General features: G+C 73.9%; 17 protein-coding genes and 2 pseudogenes. 4 read left to right on the forward strand and 15 right to left on the reverse strand.

Features of this window, described 5'->3' with window-relative positions:
* Positions 1–3: 3 nt before the first annotated feature.
* From O7603_RS09780 to O7603_RS09800, 5 genes are all read right to left on the reverse strand, one after another.
* The gene (locus O7603_RS09780; protein ID WP_281575376.1) at positions 4–624 is read right to left on the reverse strand and encodes an FMN reductase; all 621 of its coding nucleotides are present in this window, start codon (positions 622–624) and stop codon (positions 4–6) included.
* A complete protein-coding gene (locus O7603_RS09785) occupies positions 621–1,760 on the reverse strand; it encodes an LLM class flavin-dependent oxidoreductase (RefSeq protein WP_281575377.1) in 1,140 nt (379 codons plus the stop codon). The genes O7603_RS09780 and O7603_RS09785 overlap by 4 nt, the downstream gene beginning before the upstream one ends.
* Before the next feature lie 121 nt (positions 1,761–1,881).
* Complete coding sequence (locus tag O7603_RS09790; protein WP_281575378.1) at positions 1,882–2,157, reverse strand: MoaD/ThiS family protein; 276 nt, start codon at positions 2,155–2,157, stop codon at positions 1,882–1,884.
* 1 nt (position 2,158) lies between these two features.
* Positions 2,159–3,244 carry a sialidase family protein gene (locus O7603_RS09795; protein ID WP_281575379.1) on the reverse strand — a complete coding sequence of 362 codons (1,086 nt, stop codon included), beginning with the start codon at positions 3,242–3,244 and terminating at the stop codon, positions 2,159–2,161.
* 103 nt (positions 3,245–3,347) lie between these two features.
* On the reverse strand, positions 3,348–3,992 hold the full coding sequence (locus O7603_RS09800; RefSeq protein ID WP_281575380.1) for a DNA-3-methyladenine glycosylase: 645 nt from the start codon (positions 3,990–3,992) through the stop codon (positions 3,348–3,350).
* 251 nt (positions 3,993–4,243) lie between these two features.
* Here O7603_RS09800 and O7603_RS09805 point away from each other — a divergent pair, with 251 nt between their 5' ends.
* The 3 genes from O7603_RS09805 to O7603_RS09815 all read left to right on the forward strand — a co-directional run bounded on the left by O7603_RS09805 (position 4,244) and on the right by O7603_RS09815 (position 5,701).
* Positions 4,244–4,699: a hypothetical protein gene (locus tag O7603_RS09805; protein WP_281575381.1), complete on the forward strand. Its 456-nt coding sequence runs from the start codon at positions 4,244–4,246 to the stop codon at positions 4,697–4,699.
* A gap of 107 nt (positions 4,700–4,806) precedes the next feature.
* A complete protein-coding gene (locus O7603_RS09810) occupies positions 4,807–5,229 on the forward strand; it encodes a DNA-binding protein (RefSeq protein WP_281575382.1) in 423 nt (140 codons plus the stop codon).
* Between the two features lie 118 nt (positions 5,230–5,347).
* Positions 5,348–5,701 (forward strand): MmcQ/YjbR family DNA-binding protein, encoded by a 354-nt coding sequence (locus O7603_RS09815; protein WP_281575383.1) that lies wholly within the window; start codon positions 5,348–5,350, stop codon positions 5,699–5,701.
* Positions 5,702–5,798: 97 nt separating this feature from the next.
* Here the strand turns inward: O7603_RS09815 and argH are convergent, their stop codons facing one another.
* The 10 genes and pseudogenes from argH to O7603_RS09865 form a co-directional block, all read right to left on the reverse strand.
* On the reverse strand, positions 5,799–7,262 hold the full coding sequence (gene argH / locus O7603_RS09820; protein WP_281576652.1) for an argininosuccinate lyase: 1,464 nt from the start codon (positions 7,260–7,262) through the stop codon (positions 5,799–5,801).
* A 79-nt stretch (positions 7,263–7,341) separates the two neighbouring features.
* Complete coding sequence (locus O7603_RS09825) at positions 7,342–8,547, reverse strand: argininosuccinate synthase (protein WP_281575384.1); 1,206 nt, start codon at positions 8,545–8,547, stop codon at positions 7,342–7,344.
* Entirely contained in the window at positions 8,544–9,059 is a 516-nt protein-coding gene (locus O7603_RS09830) for an arginine repressor (RefSeq protein ID WP_281575385.1), read from the reverse strand. The genes O7603_RS09825 and O7603_RS09830 overlap by 4 nt, the downstream gene beginning before the upstream one ends.
* Entirely contained in the window at positions 9,056–9,982 is a 927-nt protein-coding gene (gene argF, locus O7603_RS09835) for an ornithine carbamoyltransferase (RefSeq protein WP_281575386.1), read from the reverse strand. Before argF ends, O7603_RS09830 begins: the two co-directional genes overlap by 4 nt.
* 125 nt (positions 9,983–10,107) lie before the next feature.
* Positions 10,108–11,292 (reverse strand): annotated as a pseudogene (locus tag O7603_RS09840) (acetylornithine transaminase); the annotation flags it as partial.
* The gene (gene argB, locus O7603_RS09845; protein WP_281575388.1) at positions 11,289–12,176 is read right to left on the reverse strand and encodes an acetylglutamate kinase; all 888 of its coding nucleotides are present in this window, start codon (positions 12,174–12,176) and stop codon (positions 11,289–11,291) included. The gene argB and the pseudogene O7603_RS09840, both read right to left, overlap by 4 nt.
* On the reverse strand, positions 12,173–13,345 hold the full coding sequence (gene argJ / locus O7603_RS09850; RefSeq protein WP_281575389.1) for a bifunctional glutamate N-acetyltransferase/amino-acid acetyltransferase ArgJ: 1,173 nt from the start codon (positions 13,343–13,345) through the stop codon (positions 12,173–12,175). The genes argB and argJ overlap by 4 nt, the downstream gene beginning before the upstream one ends.
* Positions 13,342–14,343 carry an N-acetyl-gamma-glutamyl-phosphate reductase gene (gene argC / locus O7603_RS09855; protein ID WP_281576653.1) on the reverse strand — a complete coding sequence of 334 codons (1,002 nt, stop codon included), beginning with the start codon at positions 14,341–14,343 and terminating at the stop codon, positions 13,342–13,344. Before argC ends, argJ begins: the two co-directional genes overlap by 4 nt.
* A gap of 187 nt (positions 14,344–14,530) precedes the next feature.
* A complete protein-coding gene (locus tag O7603_RS09860; protein WP_281575390.1) occupies positions 14,531–14,728 on the reverse strand; it encodes a hypothetical protein in 198 nt (65 codons plus the stop codon).
* A gap of 239 nt (positions 14,729–14,967) precedes the next feature.
* Positions 14,968–16,242, reverse strand: a pseudogene (locus O7603_RS09865) (amidohydrolase); the annotation flags it as partial.
* 149 nt (positions 16,243–16,391) lie between these two features.
* Here O7603_RS09865 and O7603_RS09870 point away from each other — a divergent pair.
* A complete protein-coding gene (locus tag O7603_RS09870; RefSeq protein ID WP_073827725.1) occupies positions 16,392–16,568 on the forward strand; it encodes a thiazolylpeptide-type bacteriocin in 177 nt (58 codons plus the stop codon).
* The last annotated feature ends 4 nt before the right edge of the window (positions 16,569–16,572 follow it).

A 16,572-nucleotide genomic window follows, 5' to 3' on the forward strand; every position in this document is an offset into this window, starting at 1 on the left:
CGGTCAGTGGCCCGCGCCGCCGAGCAGTTCCTCGAAGCTGGTGGTCAGCGCGAACGGGTCGACCGGCCCGGTGGACGGTGGCCGCCGGTGGATCTGCTCGGCCAGCTCGGCGGCGGCCCGGTCGATCCGCCCCCGCAGCCCGGATTCGGCCGTGTCGCCGGACCAGTCCTCCGGGGCGGCGAAGACCGCCGTCGGCACCACGACCGCGTGCAGGTACGCGAACAGCGGCCGCAGGCCGTGCTCCAGGGCCAGTGAGTGGCGGGCGGTGCCGCCCGTCGCGGCGATGAGCACCGGCCGGTCGGCGAGGGCGTCCGCCTCGACCAGGTCGAAGAACGACTTGAACAGCCCGTTGTACGAGGCGTTGAAGATCGGCGTGACCGCGATCAGCCCGTCCGCGCCGGTGACCGTGTCGAGCACCGCCCGCAACGACTCCGACGGGAAGCCGGTGAGCAGGTGGTTCACCACGTCGTGGGCGTGCTCGCGGAGCTCGATCTGGTGCAGGTCCACCGCCTCGCCCCGGCCGGCCAGCTCGTCGCGGGTCGCCCCGGCGAGCTGGTCGGCGAGCAGCCGGGTCGACGAGGGCTGGCTGAGACCGGCCGAGACCACGGCGAGGCGGCGGGTCATCGGGCCGCCTCCGGCGCCTTGCCCGTCACGTCGTCGACGGCGTGGACGGTGCTGTCCTTGGCGCCGCCCGCCGCGGCGACCAGCGAGGCGTGGGTGGGCGCCTCCGGCACGTGCGCCGGACGCCGCGCGTCGAACTCCTTGCGCAGCACCGGGACGACCTCCTCACCCAGCAGGTCGAGCTGCTCCAGCACGGTCTTCAGCGGCAGGCCGGCGTGGTCCATGAGGAAGAGCTGGCGCTGGTAGTCGCCGACGTAGTCCCGGAAGCCCAGGGTGCGGTCGATGACCTGCTGCGGGCTGCCCACGGTCAGCGGCGTCTGGGAGGTGAACTCCTCCAGCGACGGCCCGTGCCCGTAGACGGGGGCGTTGTCGAAGTACGGCCGGAACTCGCGGACCGCGTCCTGCGAGTTCTTCCGCATGAACACCTGCCCGCCGAGGCCGACGATCGCCTGGTCGGCGGAGCCGTGGCCGTAGTGCGCGAAGCGCTGGCGGTAGAGGCCGACCATCCGCTGGGTGTGCTCCTTCGGCCAGAAGATGTGGTTGGCGAAGAAGCCGTCGCCGTAGTAGGCGGCCTGCTCGGCGATCTCGGGGCTGCGGATCGAGCCGTGCCAGACGAACGGCGGGACGCCGTCCAGCGGCCGCGGCGTCGAGGTGAACGACTGCAACGGCGTACGGAAGCGGCCCTTCCAGTCCACCACGTCCTCCCGCCACAGCCGGTGCAGCAGGTCGTAGTTCTCGATCGCGAGGGGGATGCCGTTGCGGATGTCCTGGCCGAACCAGGGGTAGACGGGCCCGGTGTTGCCGCGCCCCATCATCAGGTCGACGCGGCCGCCTGCCAGGTGCTGCAGCATCGCGTAGTCCTCGGCGATCTTCACCGGGTCGTTGGTGGTGATCAGTGTGGTGGCGGTGGAGAGCAGCAACCGCTCCGTACGCGCCGCGATGTAGCCCAGCATGGTGGTGGGCGACGAGGGCACGAACGGCGGGTTGTGGTGCTCGCCCATGGCGAAGACGTCGAGGCCGACCTCCTCGGCCTTCAACGCGATGGCCACCATCGCCTTGATCCGCTCATGCTCGGTCGGCTCGCGACCGTTGGTCGGGTCGACCGTGACGTCGCCGACGGTGAAGACTCCGAACTGCATGACCGCTCCTCGGGTTGTCCGCCGGAACCGTGGCGGTCCCGGACGCACCCGACAACATATTTGACGAGTCAATAATTCCACTCGCAAGGGTATCGCCGGTGGCGCGCGTCACTCCACGCGATCAGCCTCCGGCGACCGAGGGAAGCACCTGGACCTCGGCGCCGTCGGCGACCGGGGCGTCGAGCCCACCGATGTGGCGGCAGTCCTCCCCGTCGACGTAGACGTTGACGTAGCGGCGCAGCTCGCCCTGCTCGTCGCGGATCCGCCGGCCCAGCCGGGGCCAGGAGGCGGTCAGCCCGTCCAGGACGGCGCGCAGCGAGCCGGCGGCCGGGACGCTCAGCCGGCTCGCGCCGCCGGCCTCCCCGCGGAGCGGGCCCGGCACCAGCACGGTGACCATCTCAGACCTCCGCCGCGCGGACGCAGAGCACGTCCGGCAGGTGCGCGGCGACCAGCGTCCACGAGTCGCCCTCGTCGCGGCTGGCGTAGACCTCGCCGGAACGCGTGCCCAGGTAGAGCCCGCCGGTCTCGGCGTCGTCGGCGCACATCGCGTCGCGCAGCACGGACGGGTAGAACGGCGCCTCGGGCAGGCCGGCGCTCAGCGCCTCCCAGCTCTTTCCCGCGTCGCCGGAGCGGTAGACCCGGCACCGGTGCCCGACCGGCCAGCGCTCACCGTCGGCGGCCAGGGGGAACGTGAAGACCGTGCCGGGCCGCCCGGGCAGCGTCACGATCGGGAAACCGAAGTCGCTGGGCAGGCCGTCGGCGATCGACGCCCACCTGCGCCCGCCGTCGTCGGACCGGTAGACCCCGTGGTGGTTCTGCGCGTAGAGCCGCTCCGGGTCCCCCGCGTCCCGCGCGATCTTGTGGACGCACTGACCGAACTCGGGCCACTCGTCCGGCAGGAAGTAGGCGCGGATGCCCGTGTTGCCCGGCGCCCAGGAGTCGCCGCCGTCGTCGGAGTGGTAGACGCCGCCGGTGGACATGGCGACGACGATCCGATCGGGGTCGGTCGGGTGCGGCAACACGGTGTGCACCGCCTGGCCGCCGAAGCCGGCGCCCCACTGCTTCCGGTGCGGGTGGTCCCAGAGCGCGCGGACCAGCTGGAAACTGATCCCGCCGTCGTCGGAGCGGAACAGCGCCGACGGCTCGGTGCCGGCCCAGACCACGTCGGGCTGGGTCGGCCCGGCCGGGGCAAGTTGCCAGACCCGGCCCAGGCTCGCCCCGGTGTCGGCCGGAAAGGCCACGGGGGCCTCCTCCGGCTCCTGCCAGGACGCCCCGAGGTCGTCGCTGCGGGCCACGCTCGGCCCGAAGTGCGAGCTGGTCATTCCGGCGAGCAACCGCGGCGTGGGCCGCCGCTTGTCGATGGCCACCGCGTAGACCCCGGTCATCGGGAAGCGCGGGCCGCCGACCTGCCAGCTGCGCCGGCCGTCGGTGCTTGTGGCGAGAAAGAGCCCCTTGCTGGTGCCGATCGCGAGAAGGGTGGTCATGGCCGTCCTCCGGTCGTCGGTCGTCGCGTCGGCGTGATTATGGCCACACCCACCGACAGAACGGCGGCCCCGCGCGAGCCGCACCGGCGGCACCGCCCACCGCTCAGGGGCGCACCCGAGGCACGTGCCGGCGGTAGGCGCTCACCGTCGGGTCGCCCTCGACCCAGAACCGCCAGGGCACGTCGTGCGCCCCGGTCACGCCGACCCGGGGCCCGGCGGCCACCGCGGCCGGCGGCACCGCAACGGCGGCCGGGCGCAGCCGCACCGGGCCGTCGCCGAGCAGGTAGCGCCCGTACACCGTCTTGTCGATGCCGAGCGCCGCGCAGAGCCGGGCGGGCCCGCGAGCGAGATCCACGTCCCGGCGTACGGCGGTGCGCCGGGACCGCGCCACGTCGAGGCCGTCGGTCACCTCGCCGGCCCGCAGCAGCACCGCGGAGGCCTCCCCGTCCGGCCCGGTGACGACGTTCATACACCAGTGCATGCCGTACGTGAAGTAGACGTAGGCGTGCCCGGCCGGACCGAACATGACCGTGTTCCGGGCGGTACGACCGCGGTGCGCGTGCGAGGCGGGGTCGCCGGCGGTGCCGGCGTACGCCTCGACCTCGGTGATCCGCACGGTGACCCCGCCGGCGGAGAGCCGGCAGCCGAGCAGCCGACGGGCCGCCGGCACCACCGGCCCGGCGAGCAGGTCGGCCAGCGCCGCGAGGTCGTCGGCGTCGGTCGCGCGGGCCTCCGGGAGAACGTCCATGCCCCCGACGGTACCCAGCCGTCCGCCGGGTCGGCCCGGCCTGGCGGGCGAGCAAGCGGCGGTATCCACCCGCCCGAGGGTCGCGTGGCCGGAGTCATCCGTCGGACAGCAGCGGTTCATCAATCTGTGATGTCGGCGGCGAAACCGCCGGGGCGGCCGAGGGGTGTATCCGGTGTCGTCGTACCGCACGGCGGCGCCGCCCGGGGACACCGGTCGCCGGGACCGCAGTCTCCACCAAGGAGGGACCACCCATGAAGGTTCGCAGCATCCGCCTCCCGCTGATCGCCGTCGGCCTGGTCGCCACGGCCGCGACCCTGTCGTACGCCCCGTCGGCCAGCGCCACGACCACGTCGGCGCAGCGGGCGGCCCTCGCCGACGGCGCTCCGCTGACGTCGATCGCCGTCGGCGGCGCGGCGAAGATCGACGCCAACGGGGCGGCCATCCACGTGCCGGTCACGTTGACCTGCGCGCAGCGCACCGGGGTCGACCTGACCGTGAAGGTCGCCCAGGCGATCGGCGAGTCGATGCGTACCGGGACGACCACCCGCAAGGTCGTCTGCGAGGGGACGACCCGGATCCGCATCGCGGTGACCCCGGTCGAGCACCCGTTCGCCCCGGGCGTGGCGTTCGGCACGGTGACCGGCAACTCCTGCGACGCGCTGTGCAACTCGCTGGTCGACGAGCGCCGGGTGGACCTCGCGCTCTGACCTGGTACCGATATCGGGGGGAGACCGGCGGTGCCACGGGGACGCGTGGCGCCGCCGGTCTCAACATTCTGTTGACAACGAAGTGTTAAAAGCGATGGAATGGCGTCATGACCGACGCTCACGCCGACCCGTTCGCCGCACCCGACCCCGCCCGCACGAGGGCCCACCGCACGTTCTCGGCGCTGCACCGGATCACCGAGCGGCACGCCGACACCGACGCCCGCCGGCGTCGCTACGCCAACCCGTACGTGGCCGACCCCTGGGAGGCGGTCGCCCTGGTCACCGCGCTCGCGGCGGGTGGCGCCGAACTCGAGGCCGGGGAGGATCCGGTCGACGGCGCCGACCTCACCGCCGCGCTGACCCTGGTGCCGCACGTCCGCGCCGAGCTCGACGCGCTGGAGGCGGGCCTGTTGACGCTGGCGCGCAGCCGTGGGCTGACCTGGCAGGCCATCGCGTTCGGGCTGGGCCTGGGCAGCGCGCAGGCCGCCCAGCAGCGCTTCGACCGCCTCACCGCACGCGTCGAGGGCTAGAGGCTGGCCGGACAGGCAGGAACCTGGTAGGAAAGTGCCCCCGGAGGGCCGTTTCGCACCAGGCCCCACCGGCGGGTGCCGGCAGACTGTCAACCAGGCCGACCGACGGGAGGGCGCGATGCGGCGCGAGGAGATGCTGGCGTACTGCCTGGCGAAGCCGGGCGCCTGGCTGGACCAGCCGTGGGAGGGCGACGAGGTGGTCAAGGTGGGCAGCCGGATCTTCGCGTTCCTCGGCGCCCCCGACGGCGCGCCGACGGTCGGCGTGAAGTGCGGCCCCGACCGCGCGGTGGCCGACGAGTGGCTGCACCGCCACCCGACCGACGCCCGGGTGATGCCCTACATCGGACGGTCCGGGTGGAACACCCTGCGGCTCGACGGCGGGATCGACGACGAGGAGCTGACCGAGGCGGTCGACGCGTCGTACGACGCGGTGGTCGCCAAACTCCCGAAGCGGGAGCGACCGACCGCCTGAGCGCGGCGTCGAGACACCCGGTTCCGGGGAAACCGCTGCCTCAGCGATCGCTGAGGCAGCAGTTTCCCCGACGTAGTGCGGACCTCGGAGGTCGGGCTCAGCGGGGTACGACCCGCTCGGCGGCCCACTCCCGCCAGCCGGCCAGCTTGTCCGCCGCGGCGGCGAGCTGGTCGGCGACCGGGCCCGGGCCGGTCGAGCCGGGCGTGGTCCGGGCGGCGAGCGCCGAGCGGACCGACAACACGTCACGCACCGACGGATCCAGGTGCGGGCTGACCGTGGCCAGGTCGTCGTCGGAGACCTCGTCGAGCGCGCAGTCGCGGGCCACGCACAGCGCGACCAGCCGGCCGGTGATCTCGTGCGCGTCGCGGAACGGCACACCCTTGCGGACCAGCCAGTCGGCGACCTCGGTGGCCAGCGAGTAGCCCACCGGCGCGGCGGCGACCAGCCGGTCGACCCGTACCGTCATCGTGGAGATCATCCCGGCGAGCGCCGGCAGCAGCAGCTCCAGGGTGTCGACCGCGTCGAAGGCCGGCTCCTTGTCCTCCTGCATGTCCCGGTCGTACGTCATCGGCAGGCCCTTGAGCATGGTCAGGACGCTCATCAGCCCACCCACGAGGCGGCCGGACTTGCCCCGCGCCAGCTCGGCGATGTCCGCGTTCTTCTTCTGCGGCATGATCGACGAACCGGTGGCGAAGGCGTCGTCCAGCTCGACCCAGCCGAACTCCTGCGAGGTCCAGAGCACCACCTCCTCGCCGAGCCGGGAGAGGTGCACCCCGACCAGCGCGGTGGCGAAGAGGAACTCGGCGACGAAGTCCCGGTCGGCGACCGCGTCCATCGAGTTCGGCGCGGGCGCGGTGAACCCCAGCTCACGGGCCACCCGCACCGGGTCCAGCGGCAACGACGAACCCGCGAGCGCGCCCGCGCCGAGCGGGCTGATCGCGGCCCGGCCGTCCCAGTCACGCAGCCGGTCCAGGTCGCGCAGCAGCGGCTGGACGTGGGCGAGCAGCCAGTGGCCGAAGGTGACCGGCTGGGCGTGCTGGAGGTGGGTCATCCCCGGCGCCGGCGTGTCCACGTGCCGCTCGGCCTGCTCGACCAGCGCCTCGGCCAGCTCGACCAGCCGGCTGGCCACGCCCCGCGCGTGGTCACGCAGGTAGAGCCGAAGGTCGGTGGCGACCTGGTCGTTGCGGGACCGGCCGGCGCGCAGCTTCCCGCCCAGGCTGCCGAGCCGCTCCAGCAGCCCGCGCTCCAGCGCGGTGTGCACGTCCTCGTCGTCGACGGTCGGGCGGAACGCCCCGGAGGCGCAGGCGGCCTCCAGGTCGTCCAGCGCGGCCAGGATCCGCCCCAGCTCCTCCGGGTCGAGCAGACCGGCGCGGGCGAGAACCCGGGCGTGCGCCCGGGACGCCGCGAGGTCGTACGGGGCCAGCCGCCAGTCGAACTGCACGCTCACCGACAGCCGGGCCAGGGCCTCCGAGGGGCCGCCGGCGAACCGGCCACCCCACAGGCTCGTCCGGTTGGTGGCGGCGCTGTTCTCGATCAGGCTCTTGTCGTCCACCGGTCCCATTGTGGCAGTGTTCACCTTCCGCTCCCGACTGCGGGGCTCACTCGCTGCGCTCGTTCACTCCTCGCGCTCGCACCCACGGTCAGGCGTCGCCCAGCCGGGAGTCCCGGGCCGCGGCCATCTTGCTGGGCAGGCCCCACAGCTGCACGAAGCCCTTCGCCAGGGACTGGTCGAAGGTGTCGCCGGTGTCGTAGGTGGCCATGCCGAAGTCGTACAGGCTGGCCTCCGACCGACGACCGGTGACGGTGGCCCGGCCGCCGTGCAGGGTCAGCCGCACCTCGCCGGAGACGTGCCGCTGGGCGTCGTCGATGAACGCGTCCAGCGACCGCTTCAACGGCGAGAACCACAGGCCGTCGTAGACCAGCTCGCCCCAGCGCTGGTCGACGCCGCGCTTGAACCGGGCCAGGTCCCGCTCGACGGTGACCGCCTCCAGCTCCTGGTGGGCGGTGATGAGCGCGATGGCGCCGGGCGCCTCGTACACCTCGCGGCTCTTGATGCCGACGAGGCGGTCCTCGACCATGTCGAGCCGGCCGACGCCCTGGGCGCCCGCCCGCCGGTTCAGCTCCAGGATCGCCTGGTACGGGGTGACCGTCTCGCCGTCGATGGCGACCGGCACGCCGGCGTCGAAGGTGATCACGACCTCGTCGGCGTCGCGGGGCTCGGCCGGGTCGGCGGTGTAGGAGTAGAGGTCCTCGATCGGCCCGTTCCAGATGTCCTCGAGGAATCCGGTCTCGACCGCGCGGCCGAACAGGTTCTGGTCGATGGAGTACGGCGACTTGGCCGAGACGTCGATCGGCAGGCCCTTCTCCTCGGCGAAGGCGATCGCCTTGTCCCGGGTCCAGGCGTAGTCCCGGGCCGGCGCGATGATCTTCAGGTCCGGGGCGAGCGCGCCCAGGCCGACCTCGAAGCGGACCTGGTCGTTGCCCTTGCCGGTGCAGCCGTGCGACACGATGGTGCCGCCGTACTTCTTGGCGGCGGCCACCAGGTGCTTGACGATCAGCGGCCGGGACAGCGCGGAGACCAGCGGGTACCGGTCCATGTAGAGGGCGTTGGCGCGGATGGCCGGCAGGCAGTACTCGGCGGCGAACTCGTCGCGCGCGTCGACCACCTCGGACTCCACGGCCCCGCAGTCCAGGGCGCGCTGCCGGATGGCGTTCAGGTCCTCGCCGCCCTGGCCGACGTCGACCGCGACCGCGATCACCTCGGCGCCGGTCTGCTCCGCCAGGTAGGGAATGGCGACGGAGGTGTCCAGCCCTCCGGAGTACGCCAGGACGACCCGCTCGGTCATGGTGTGGTGCTCCCTTCAACGTTCTCTTCGCGGCGGGCCCAGCCGGCGAGCTTGTCGCCGAGCGCGGCCCCGCCGTCGGCCTCGCGGGCCACGACGAGGATGGTGTCGTCGCCGGCGATGGTGCCGACGACCTCGGGCAGGCCCGCTCGGTCCAACGCGCTGGCCAGGTAGTGGGCTGCGCCCGGCGGGGTGCGCAGCACGGCGATGTTGCCGCTGGAGTCGACCCCGTTGAGCAGCTCGTGCAGCAGCCGGATCAGCCGGGCCGGTGCGGCCTCGGCGTCCCGCAGCGGCCGGTGGCCGTCCTCGGGGATCAGGTAGACGCCGCGCCCGTCGCCGCCGCGCGCGGTGACCGCGCCGAGCTCCTTGAGGTCCCGGGAGAGGGTGGCCTGGGTGACCTGGATGCCGTCACCGGCGAGCAGGTCGGCCAGCTCGGTCTGCGAGTGGATGTCCTTGTCCCGGATCAGCTCGACGATGCGGGCGTGCCGGGCGGCGCGGGTCAGCGGGGCGGTCATGGGGTGGCCTCCAGGAGAAACGTCAGCAGCGCCTTCTGGGCGTGCAGGCGATTCTCCGCCTGGTCGAAGACCGCGCTCTGCGGGCCGTCGAGCACCTCGTCGGTGATCTCCTCGCCGCGGTGGGCGGGCAGGCAGTGCAGCACGATCGCGTCCGGCGCGGCGTGCCCGAGCAGGGCCTTGTTGACCTGGTACGGCAGGAACGGGGTGACGCGGTCCAGCCCGTCGGACTCCTGCCCCATCGAGGTCCAGGTGTCGGTGGCCACCACGTCGGCGTCGCGGACTGCGGCGACCGGGTCGGTGAGCACCCGGACCGACCCGCCGGTGGCGGCGGCGATCTCGGTGGCCCGCGCCAGCACGGCGGCGTCCGGCGCGAACCCGGCCGGCCCGGCGACCCGGACGTGCATGCCCGCCGTCGCCCCGCCCAGCAGGTAGGAGTGGGACATGTTGTTGGCCGCGTCGCCGACGTACGCGAGGGTCCGCCCGGCGGTGCCGCCGCACCGCTCCCGGACGGTCTGCAGGTCGGCCAGGATCTGGCAGGGGTGGAAGCCGTCGGTGAGCGCGTTGATCACCGGCACGGTGGCCGCGGCGGCGACCTCGCCGATCCGCTCGTCGCCGTGGGTACGCAGCACGATCGCGGCGACGTAGCGGGAGAGCACCCGCCCGGCGTCCGCCAGGGACTCGCCCCGGCCGAAGTGGGTGACCTGGGTGTCCACGACGAGGGGGTGCCCGCCCAGCTCGGCGATGCCGGCGTCGAAGGAGATCCGGGTCCGCAGGCTCTGCTTGTCGAACAGCACCGCCACCGACCGGGGCCCGGACAGCGGCCGGTACGCGAACCGGTCCGCCTTCATCCGCGCGGCGAGGTCCAGCACGGCCGACTGCTCGGCCGGGCTGAGGTCGTCGTCGCGCAGCAGGTGCCGGGTCATGCGGTCGTCTCCGTCGGGCTCGCGGCGGGCTCGGTGGGCGTGGTCGTGCCGGCGACCACCGGCGTGGCGAGCCCGGTCGGGGTGGTCGTGCCGGCGACGACCGGCGTGGCGGGCCCGGTCGGGGTGGTCGTGCCGGCGGCGGCCGGCGCGGTGGCGTCGAGGGCCGCCGGGAGCGCCGCCAGGAAGGCGTCGACCTGCGCGGCGGTGAGGATCAGCGGCGGGGCGAGCCGGACGACGCCCGGCTGCACCGGGTTGACCAGGAAGCCGGCCTCACGCAGCGCCTCGCCGAGCACCGGGGCGACCGGCGCGGTCAGCTCGACGCCGAGCAGCAGCCCGGCGCCGCGTACGCCGGCGACCAGCGGATGGCCGAGCGCCTCGATCCCCCGCCGCAGCCGCTCACCGACCCGCTTGACGTGGTCGAGCAGCCCCTCCTGGGCGATGGTCGACACCACCGCGAGCGCGGCCGCGCAGCTGATCGGGTTGCCGCCGAAGGTGGTGCCGTGCGAACCCGGGCCGAGCAGCTCGGCGGCCCGGCCGAAGGCGAGGCAGGCGCCGATCGGCAGCCCACCGCCGAGCCCCTTGGCCAGGGTGACGACGTCCGGGTCGACGCCCTCGGCCTGGTGGGCGAACCAGTGCCCGGTCCGCCCGACGCCGGTCTGCACCTCGTCGAGCACCAGCAGCGCGCCGTGCCGGGCGGTGATCCGCCGCGCCGCGGCCAGGTAGCCGGCCGGCGGCACGACCACGCCGTTCTCGCCCTGGATCGGCTCCAGGATCACCATCGCGGTGGCGTCGGTGACCGCCGACTCCAGCGCGGCCACGTCGCCGTAGTCGACGTGCGTGACGTCGCCGGGGAGCGGGCGGAACGGGTCGGCCTTGGCCGGCTGCCCGGTGAGCGCGAGGGCGCCCATGGTACGGCCGTGGAAGCCGCCCCGGGTGGCGACCGCGTGGGTGCGGCCGGTACGCCGGGACAGCTTGAACGCCGCCTCGTTCGCCTCCGCTCCGGAGTTGGCGAAGAAGACCCGCCCGGGCCGGCCGGCGAGGGCCAGCAGCAGCTCGGCCAGGGCGACCGGCGGCTCGGCGACGTAGAGGTTGGAGACGTGGCCGAGGGTGGCCACCTGCTTGGACACCGCGGCGACCACGGCCGGGTGGGCGTGGCCGAGGGCGTTCACGGCGATCCCGCCGACCAGGTCGACGTACTCCCGGCCGGCCTCGTCGACCACGACGGCGCCGGAGCCGGAGACCAGCGCCATCGGCGGGGTGCCGTAGTTGTCCATCATGGACTGGCCCCAGCGCTGCAGCAGCGTGCTCATGACGGCATCACCATGGTTCCGAACCCTTCCGACGTGAACACCTCGAGCAGCGTGGAGTGGGCGACCCGGCCGTCGACGACGTGCGCGGCGGGCACCCCGCCGCGCACCGCCCGCAGGCAGGCCTCCATCTTCGGCACCATCCCCGACTCCAGGGCGGGCAGCAGCTTCGCCAGGTCGTCCGCGCCGATCTCGGAGATGAGGCTGGCGGTGTCCGGCCAGTCGGCGTACAGGCCGGCGACGTCGGTGAGCACCACCAGCTTGCGGGCCTCCAGCGCGACCGCGAGCGCGGCGGCGGCGGTGTCCGCGTTGAGGTTGTGCAGCACCCCGTCGACGTCCGGCGCGACGGTCGAGATCACCGGGATCCGGCCGGCGTCGATCAGGTCGGTGACCGCCGAGACGTCGACCGACTCGACGTCGCCGACCTGGCCGACGTCGACCGGCTCGCCGTCGACGTACGCCGGCCGCCGCACCGCGGTGAACAGCCCGGCGTCCTCGCCGGAGAGGCCGACCGCGAACGGGCCGTGCGCGTTGATCAGGCCGACCAGTTCCCGGCCAACCTGCCCGACGAGCACCATCCGGACCACGTCCATCGCCTCCGGGGTGGTGACCCGCAGGCCGCCGCGGAACTCGCTGGCGATGCCGAGCCGGCCGAGCATGGCGGAGATCTGCGGCCCGCCGCCGTGCACGACGACGGGCTTCAGGCCGACGTAGCGCAGGAAGACCATGTCGGCGGCGAACGCCCGCTGCAACTCGGGGTCGACCATGGCGTTGCCGCCGTACTTGACCACGACGGTCGACCCGGAGAACCGGACCAGCCACGGCAGCGCCTCGATCAGCGTCGCGGCCTTGGCCTGGGAGCGGGTGAGGTCGGCGGAGAGCGTCATGTGGAGTACGCCGAGTTCTCGTGCACGTACGCGTGGGACAGGTCGTTGGTCCAGACGGTGGCCTCGGCGGGCCCGGCGTGCAGGTCGATCCGGATGGTCACGTCCCGCCCGGCCAGGTCGACCTTCGACCGGTCCTCGGCCGCGGCGCCGGACCGGCACACCCAGACCCCGTTGACCGCGACGTCGACGGCGTCCGGCTCGAACGCGGCGGCCGTGGTGCCGACCGCGGCGAGGATCCGACCCCAGTTCGGGTCGTTGCCGAACAGCGCGGTCTTCACCAGGTTGTTGCGGGCCACCGCCCGACCCACCTCGACCGCGTCGTCCTCGCTCGCCGCGCCGGTCACGTCGATCGCGATCTGCTTGGTGGCGCCCTCGGCGTCGGCGATGAGCTGCTGGGCCAGGTCGTGAGCGGCGGCGGTGACCGCGGCGGTCAGCTCGGCCTGGCTGGGCGTGATGCCGGAGGCGCCGCTGGCCAGCAGCAGCACGGTGTCGTTGGTGGACATGCAGCCGTCGGAGTCGATCCGGTCGAAGGTGACCCGGCACGCCTCGCGCAGCGCGGCGTCCAGCGCCTCCGGCCCGGCCACCGCGTCGGTGGTGAGCACGCAGAGCATCGTCGCCATGGCCGGGGCGAGCATTCCCGCGCCCTTGGCCATGCCGCCGACGGTCCAGCCGCTGCCCGACGCGACGGTCGTCTTCGGCCGGGTGTCCGTGGTCATGATCGCCTCGGCGGCGGGCCGGCCGCCGTCCCGGGACAGCCCACGCACGGCGGCCCGTACGCCGGAGAGCAGCTCGGGCATGGGCAGCCGCTCGCCGATCAGGCCGGTCGAGCAGACCGCGACCTCGCCGGCGCCGAGCATCAGCCGCGGACCGGCCTGGGTGAGCACGGCGGCCGCGTGCTCGGCCGTGGTGTGGGTGTCCTGGAAGCCGGCCGGGCCGGTGCACGCGTTCGCGCCGCCGGAGTTGAGCACGACCGCGCGGACCACGCCGCCGCGGACCACCTGCTGGGTCCAGAGCACCGGCGCGGCCTTCACCCGGTTGGCGGTGAACACACCGGCGACGGTCGCGTCCGGGCCGTCGTTGACCACGACGGCCACGTCGCCGGCGCCGCTGGCCTTGAGCCCGGCGGCGACCCCGGCCGCCCGGAAGCCCCGGGGCGCGGTCACCGTCATGGCGCGACTCCGTACACCGACAGGCCGGTGGTCTCCGGCAGGCCGAGCATCAGGTTGGCGTTCTGCACGGCCTGCCCGGCCGCGCCCTTGCCGAGGTTGTCCAGCGCGCTCACCACGATCATCCGGCGGGAGTCGACGTCCACGGTGGCCTGCAGGTGGCAGGAGTTGGAGCCGAGGGTGGCGGCGGTGTGCGGCCAGTGCCCCTCGGGCAGGACGTGCACGAACGGCGCGTCGGCGTACGCCTCGGCGAGCACCGCCTGCGGGTCCACGCCCCGCGCCGGCACCGCGGTCACCGTGGCCAGGATGCCGCGCGGCATGGGCGCGAGCACCGGCGTGAAGGAGAGGGTGGTCGCACCGGTCGCCTGCTTGATCTCCGGGACGTGCTGGTGGGTGCCGACCCGGTAGGGCGAGAGGTCACCCAGCACCTCACTGGCGAGCAGGTGCGACTTGGCGGCCCGGCCCGCGCCGGAGGTGCCGGAGGCGGCGACCACGACCACGTCGGCCGGCTCGGCCGCACCGGCCGCGATCAGGGGCGCGAGCGCCAGGGTGATCGCCGCGGCGTAGCAGCCCGTGTTGGCCACCCGGGTGGAGCCGGCGATCAGCTCCCGTTGCCCGGGCAGCTCGGGCAGGCCGTAGGTCCACTGCCCGGCGTGCGTGCCGCCGTAGTACTGGGCCCAGTCGTACGGGTTGGCGAGCCGGTGGTCGGCGCCGAGATCGACGATGCGCACGTCGGCCGGCAGTTGCGCGGCGAGCGCCGCCGACTGGCCGTGCGGCAGGGCGAGGAAGACCAGGTCCGCGTCGGCCAGGGCGTCCGGGTCGGTCTCGCCGAACACGAGGTCCAGCCCGGTGAGCTGCGGGTGCGCCACGTCGACGCGGTGCCCGGCCTGGCTGTGCGCGGTGGCGGCGACCAGCTCGAACTCCGGGTGCCCGGCGACCAGGCGCAGCAGCTCGCCACCGGCGTAGCCGCTCGCGCCCGCGACCGCGACTCGGATTCCCATACTCACCTCCGCATGATTATGCGGAGAAGCCTAACAGCGTCCCGGCGGCGCTGCAAGTTCATACGGTCGACCGCATGAAACTACAGCGGTGGCCTGCGAGTGGACTCGACATACGAAAAGTCGGGATGTCCCCGTCCGGTGACACCCCGACTGTCCGAAACCCGGATGGATCACCGGGTGATCGGGCTCACTCCGCCGTACGCGGAGCCTTCTCCATCCGATCGACCCTGACCTGCAGGTCGGCGAGCTGGGCCGACTCGGCACGGGACCGGACCTCCAGCGCGGTGCGGGCCTGTGCCCGCCGGTGCCGCAGGATCAGCCAGGTCAGGGCGATGGCGAGCCCGGCGAGGATCCAGATGAGGGAGATCAGCTCGTAGAACTTCACCGTTGTCTACCTAACTCGCCCGGAGGCGCAGCTCGCGACGGGAGGGGGAAGATCCGCTTTCTGCCGGAAAATTAGCACGCGCCCGCTACCCGTTCAATCGGCCCGGTCCGGCCCTCCCCCGCCGCCACCGGCACCGCCTCCGGCGACGGCGATGCGGACGACGACGAGGGCGGCACGGGCGACAACGGCCGAGCGGACGACGACGGCGCGGGCGACGAAACCGAGGGTCGCGGATCCGGCGCGAGCAGGGTCCCGGCGGCGGCCACCAGGGCCACCACACCGGCCGGCAGGGCCAGCTCGACGCTCGGCGCGAAGGCCGGGCTGTGGTTCGTCGGCAGGTTGCCGAGCTTCTCGGCCGCGCTCGCGCCGGGCGCCGCCCGCCACTGACGCGGCCCGACGGTGCCGAGCATCCAGTAGCTGCTCGGGATCCCCCCGGCGGCCAGCAGCGGAAAGTCCTCGGACGCCAGGGAGGGCGGCCACCAGCCGACCCGCTCCGGCCCGAACACCCGCTCGTGGGCGGCCCGCACCCGGGCGGTCGCGCCCGGATCCCCGACGTGGGCGGGGGTACGCGACACGACCCGTACCGTCGGCTCGCGCGGGCTGCCGGCGGCCTCGCAGGCCGCCCGGACGGTGCGGGTCACGCTGCTCAGCACCCGGTCCAGCGTCGGCTCGTGCAGCGCCCGGATCGTCACCCCGAGGGTGGCGTGCTCGGCGATGACCCCCGGATGGTGACCGGCGCGCAGCGTGCCGACGGTGAGCGCCACCTGCTCGGCCGGGCTGACCTGCCGAGCCACCACGGCCTGCAGCTGCACGACGATGGTCGCGGCGAGCACCACGGGATCCACGCACAGGTGCGGGGTGGCGGCGTGCCCACCCCGGCCGGGCACGGTGATGTCCAGGGTGACGCAGCCGGCCGTCATGGGACCGCTGCCGTGGGCGACCATGCCCGCCGGTAGCGGCGCGGCGTGCTGGGCGAGGAGCAGGTCGGGGCGGCCGAACCGCTCGTAGAGGCCGTCGTCGAGCAGCGCCGCCGCACCCCGCATGGTCTCCTCGGCCGGCTGCCCCAGGATCAGCAGCGTTCCGCGCCAGCCGTCCCGCTCGCGGGCGAGGTGGGCGGCGGCGCCGACCGCCGCGGCCAGGTGCAGGTCGTGTCCGCAGGCGTGCATGACGGGCACGGTCCGGCCGTCGGCGTCCACACCGGTCGCGGTGCTGGCGTACGGCAGGCCGGTCTCCTCGGCGACCGGCAACGCGTCCAGCTCCGCCCGCATCAGCACACGCGGGCCGACCCCGTTGTCGAGGACGCCGATGACGCCGTGCCCGCCGATGCCGGTCGTGACCTGACAGCCGATCTCCCGCAGTGCGGCCGCGAAGCGGGCCGCGGTGCGCTCCTCCATCCCGGAGAGCTCCGGATGTGCGTGCAGGTCGCGGTAGAGCCGGGTCGCGTCGGCGATGGTCTCCGGATCGACCGTCGGGCCGGTGGGGTGGGTGGCGGTCCGCACTCCGGGTGGTGCCATGGGGTCAGCCAAGCCGAGGCCGCTGTCACACCGCTGACATCGGGTGACAGCGGTTTGCGCCGGTGGCCGTGGGCGATCGGTGAGCGTGCTGGGGTGTGCTTGCGGCGGGGCCGGACGAGCCGGCCGGACACCGACCGTTAGGAGTCATCATGGCGCCCGAGACCGACCTCAACGCCCTCGCCGAGGAGATCCTGGAGCTGGAGTCGGAGACCTTCGCGATCTCCGACTACGCCGACGCGTCCGAGGCGATCCTCGCCTCCTGCTCCTCGTCGGGCACCACCTCGACCTGCAGCAGCACCACCTCCACCACCAGCTGCTCGGCCTGACCGA

It is taken from the genome of Micromonospora sp. WMMD812, assembly GCF_027497215.1.
GTDB lineage: Bacteria > Actinomycetota > Actinomycetes > Mycobacteriales > Micromonosporaceae > Micromonospora.

Coding starts and splice junctions, on each gene's coding strand:
- O7603_RS09870 (WP_073827725.1), top strand. CDS start 16,392: ATGGCGCCCGAGACCGACCTCAACGCCCTCGCCGAGGAGATCCTGGAG.
- O7603_RS09790 (WP_281575378.1), bottom strand. CDS start 2,157: ATGGTCACCGTGCTGGTGCCGGGCCCGCTCCGCGGGGAGGCCGGCGGC.
- argB (WP_281575388.1), bottom strand. CDS start 12,176: ATGACGCTCTCCGCCGACCTCACCCGCTCCCAGGCCAAGGCCGCGACG.
- O7603_RS09795 (WP_281575379.1), bottom strand. CDS start 3,244: ATGACCACCCTTCTCGCGATCGGCACCAGCAAGGGGCTCTTTCTCGCC.
- O7603_RS09800 (WP_281575380.1), bottom strand. CDS start 3,992: ATGGACGTTCTCCCGGAGGCCCGCGCGACCGACGCCGACGACCTCGCG.
- O7603_RS09825 (WP_281575384.1), bottom strand. CDS start 8,547: ATGACCGAGCGGGTCGTCCTGGCGTACTCCGGAGGGCTGGACACCTCC.
- argC (WP_281576653.1), bottom strand. CDS start 14,343: ATGGGAATCCGAGTCGCGGTCGCGGGCGCGAGCGGCTACGCCGGTGGC.
- argJ (WP_281575389.1), bottom strand. CDS start 13,345: ATGACGGTGACCGCGCCCCGGGGCTTCCGGGCGGCCGGGGTCGCCGCC.
- O7603_RS09830 (WP_281575385.1), bottom strand. CDS start 9,059: ATGACCGCCCCGCTGACCCGCGCCGCCCGGCACGCCCGCATCGTCGAG.
- O7603_RS09780 (WP_281575376.1), bottom strand. CDS start 624: ATGACCCGCCGCCTCGCCGTGGTCTCGGCCGGTCTCAGCCAGCCCTCG.
- argF (WP_281575386.1), bottom strand. CDS start 9,982: ATGACCCGGCACCTGCTGCGCGACGACGACCTCAGCCCGGCCGAGCAG.
- O7603_RS09815 (WP_281575383.1), top strand. CDS start 5,348: ATGCGGCGCGAGGAGATGCTGGCGTACTGCCTGGCGAAGCCGGGCGCC.
- O7603_RS09805 (WP_281575381.1), top strand. CDS start 4,244: ATGAAGGTTCGCAGCATCCGCCTCCCGCTGATCGCCGTCGGCCTGGTC.
- O7603_RS09785 (WP_281575377.1), bottom strand. CDS start 1,760: ATGCAGTTCGGAGTCTTCACCGTCGGCGACGTCACGGTCGACCCGACC.
- O7603_RS09810 (WP_281575382.1), top strand. CDS start 4,807: ATGACCGACGCTCACGCCGACCCGTTCGCCGCACCCGACCCCGCCCGC.
- argH (WP_281576652.1), bottom strand. CDS start 7,262: ATGGGACCGGTGGACGACAAGAGCCTGATCGAGAACAGCGCCGCCACC.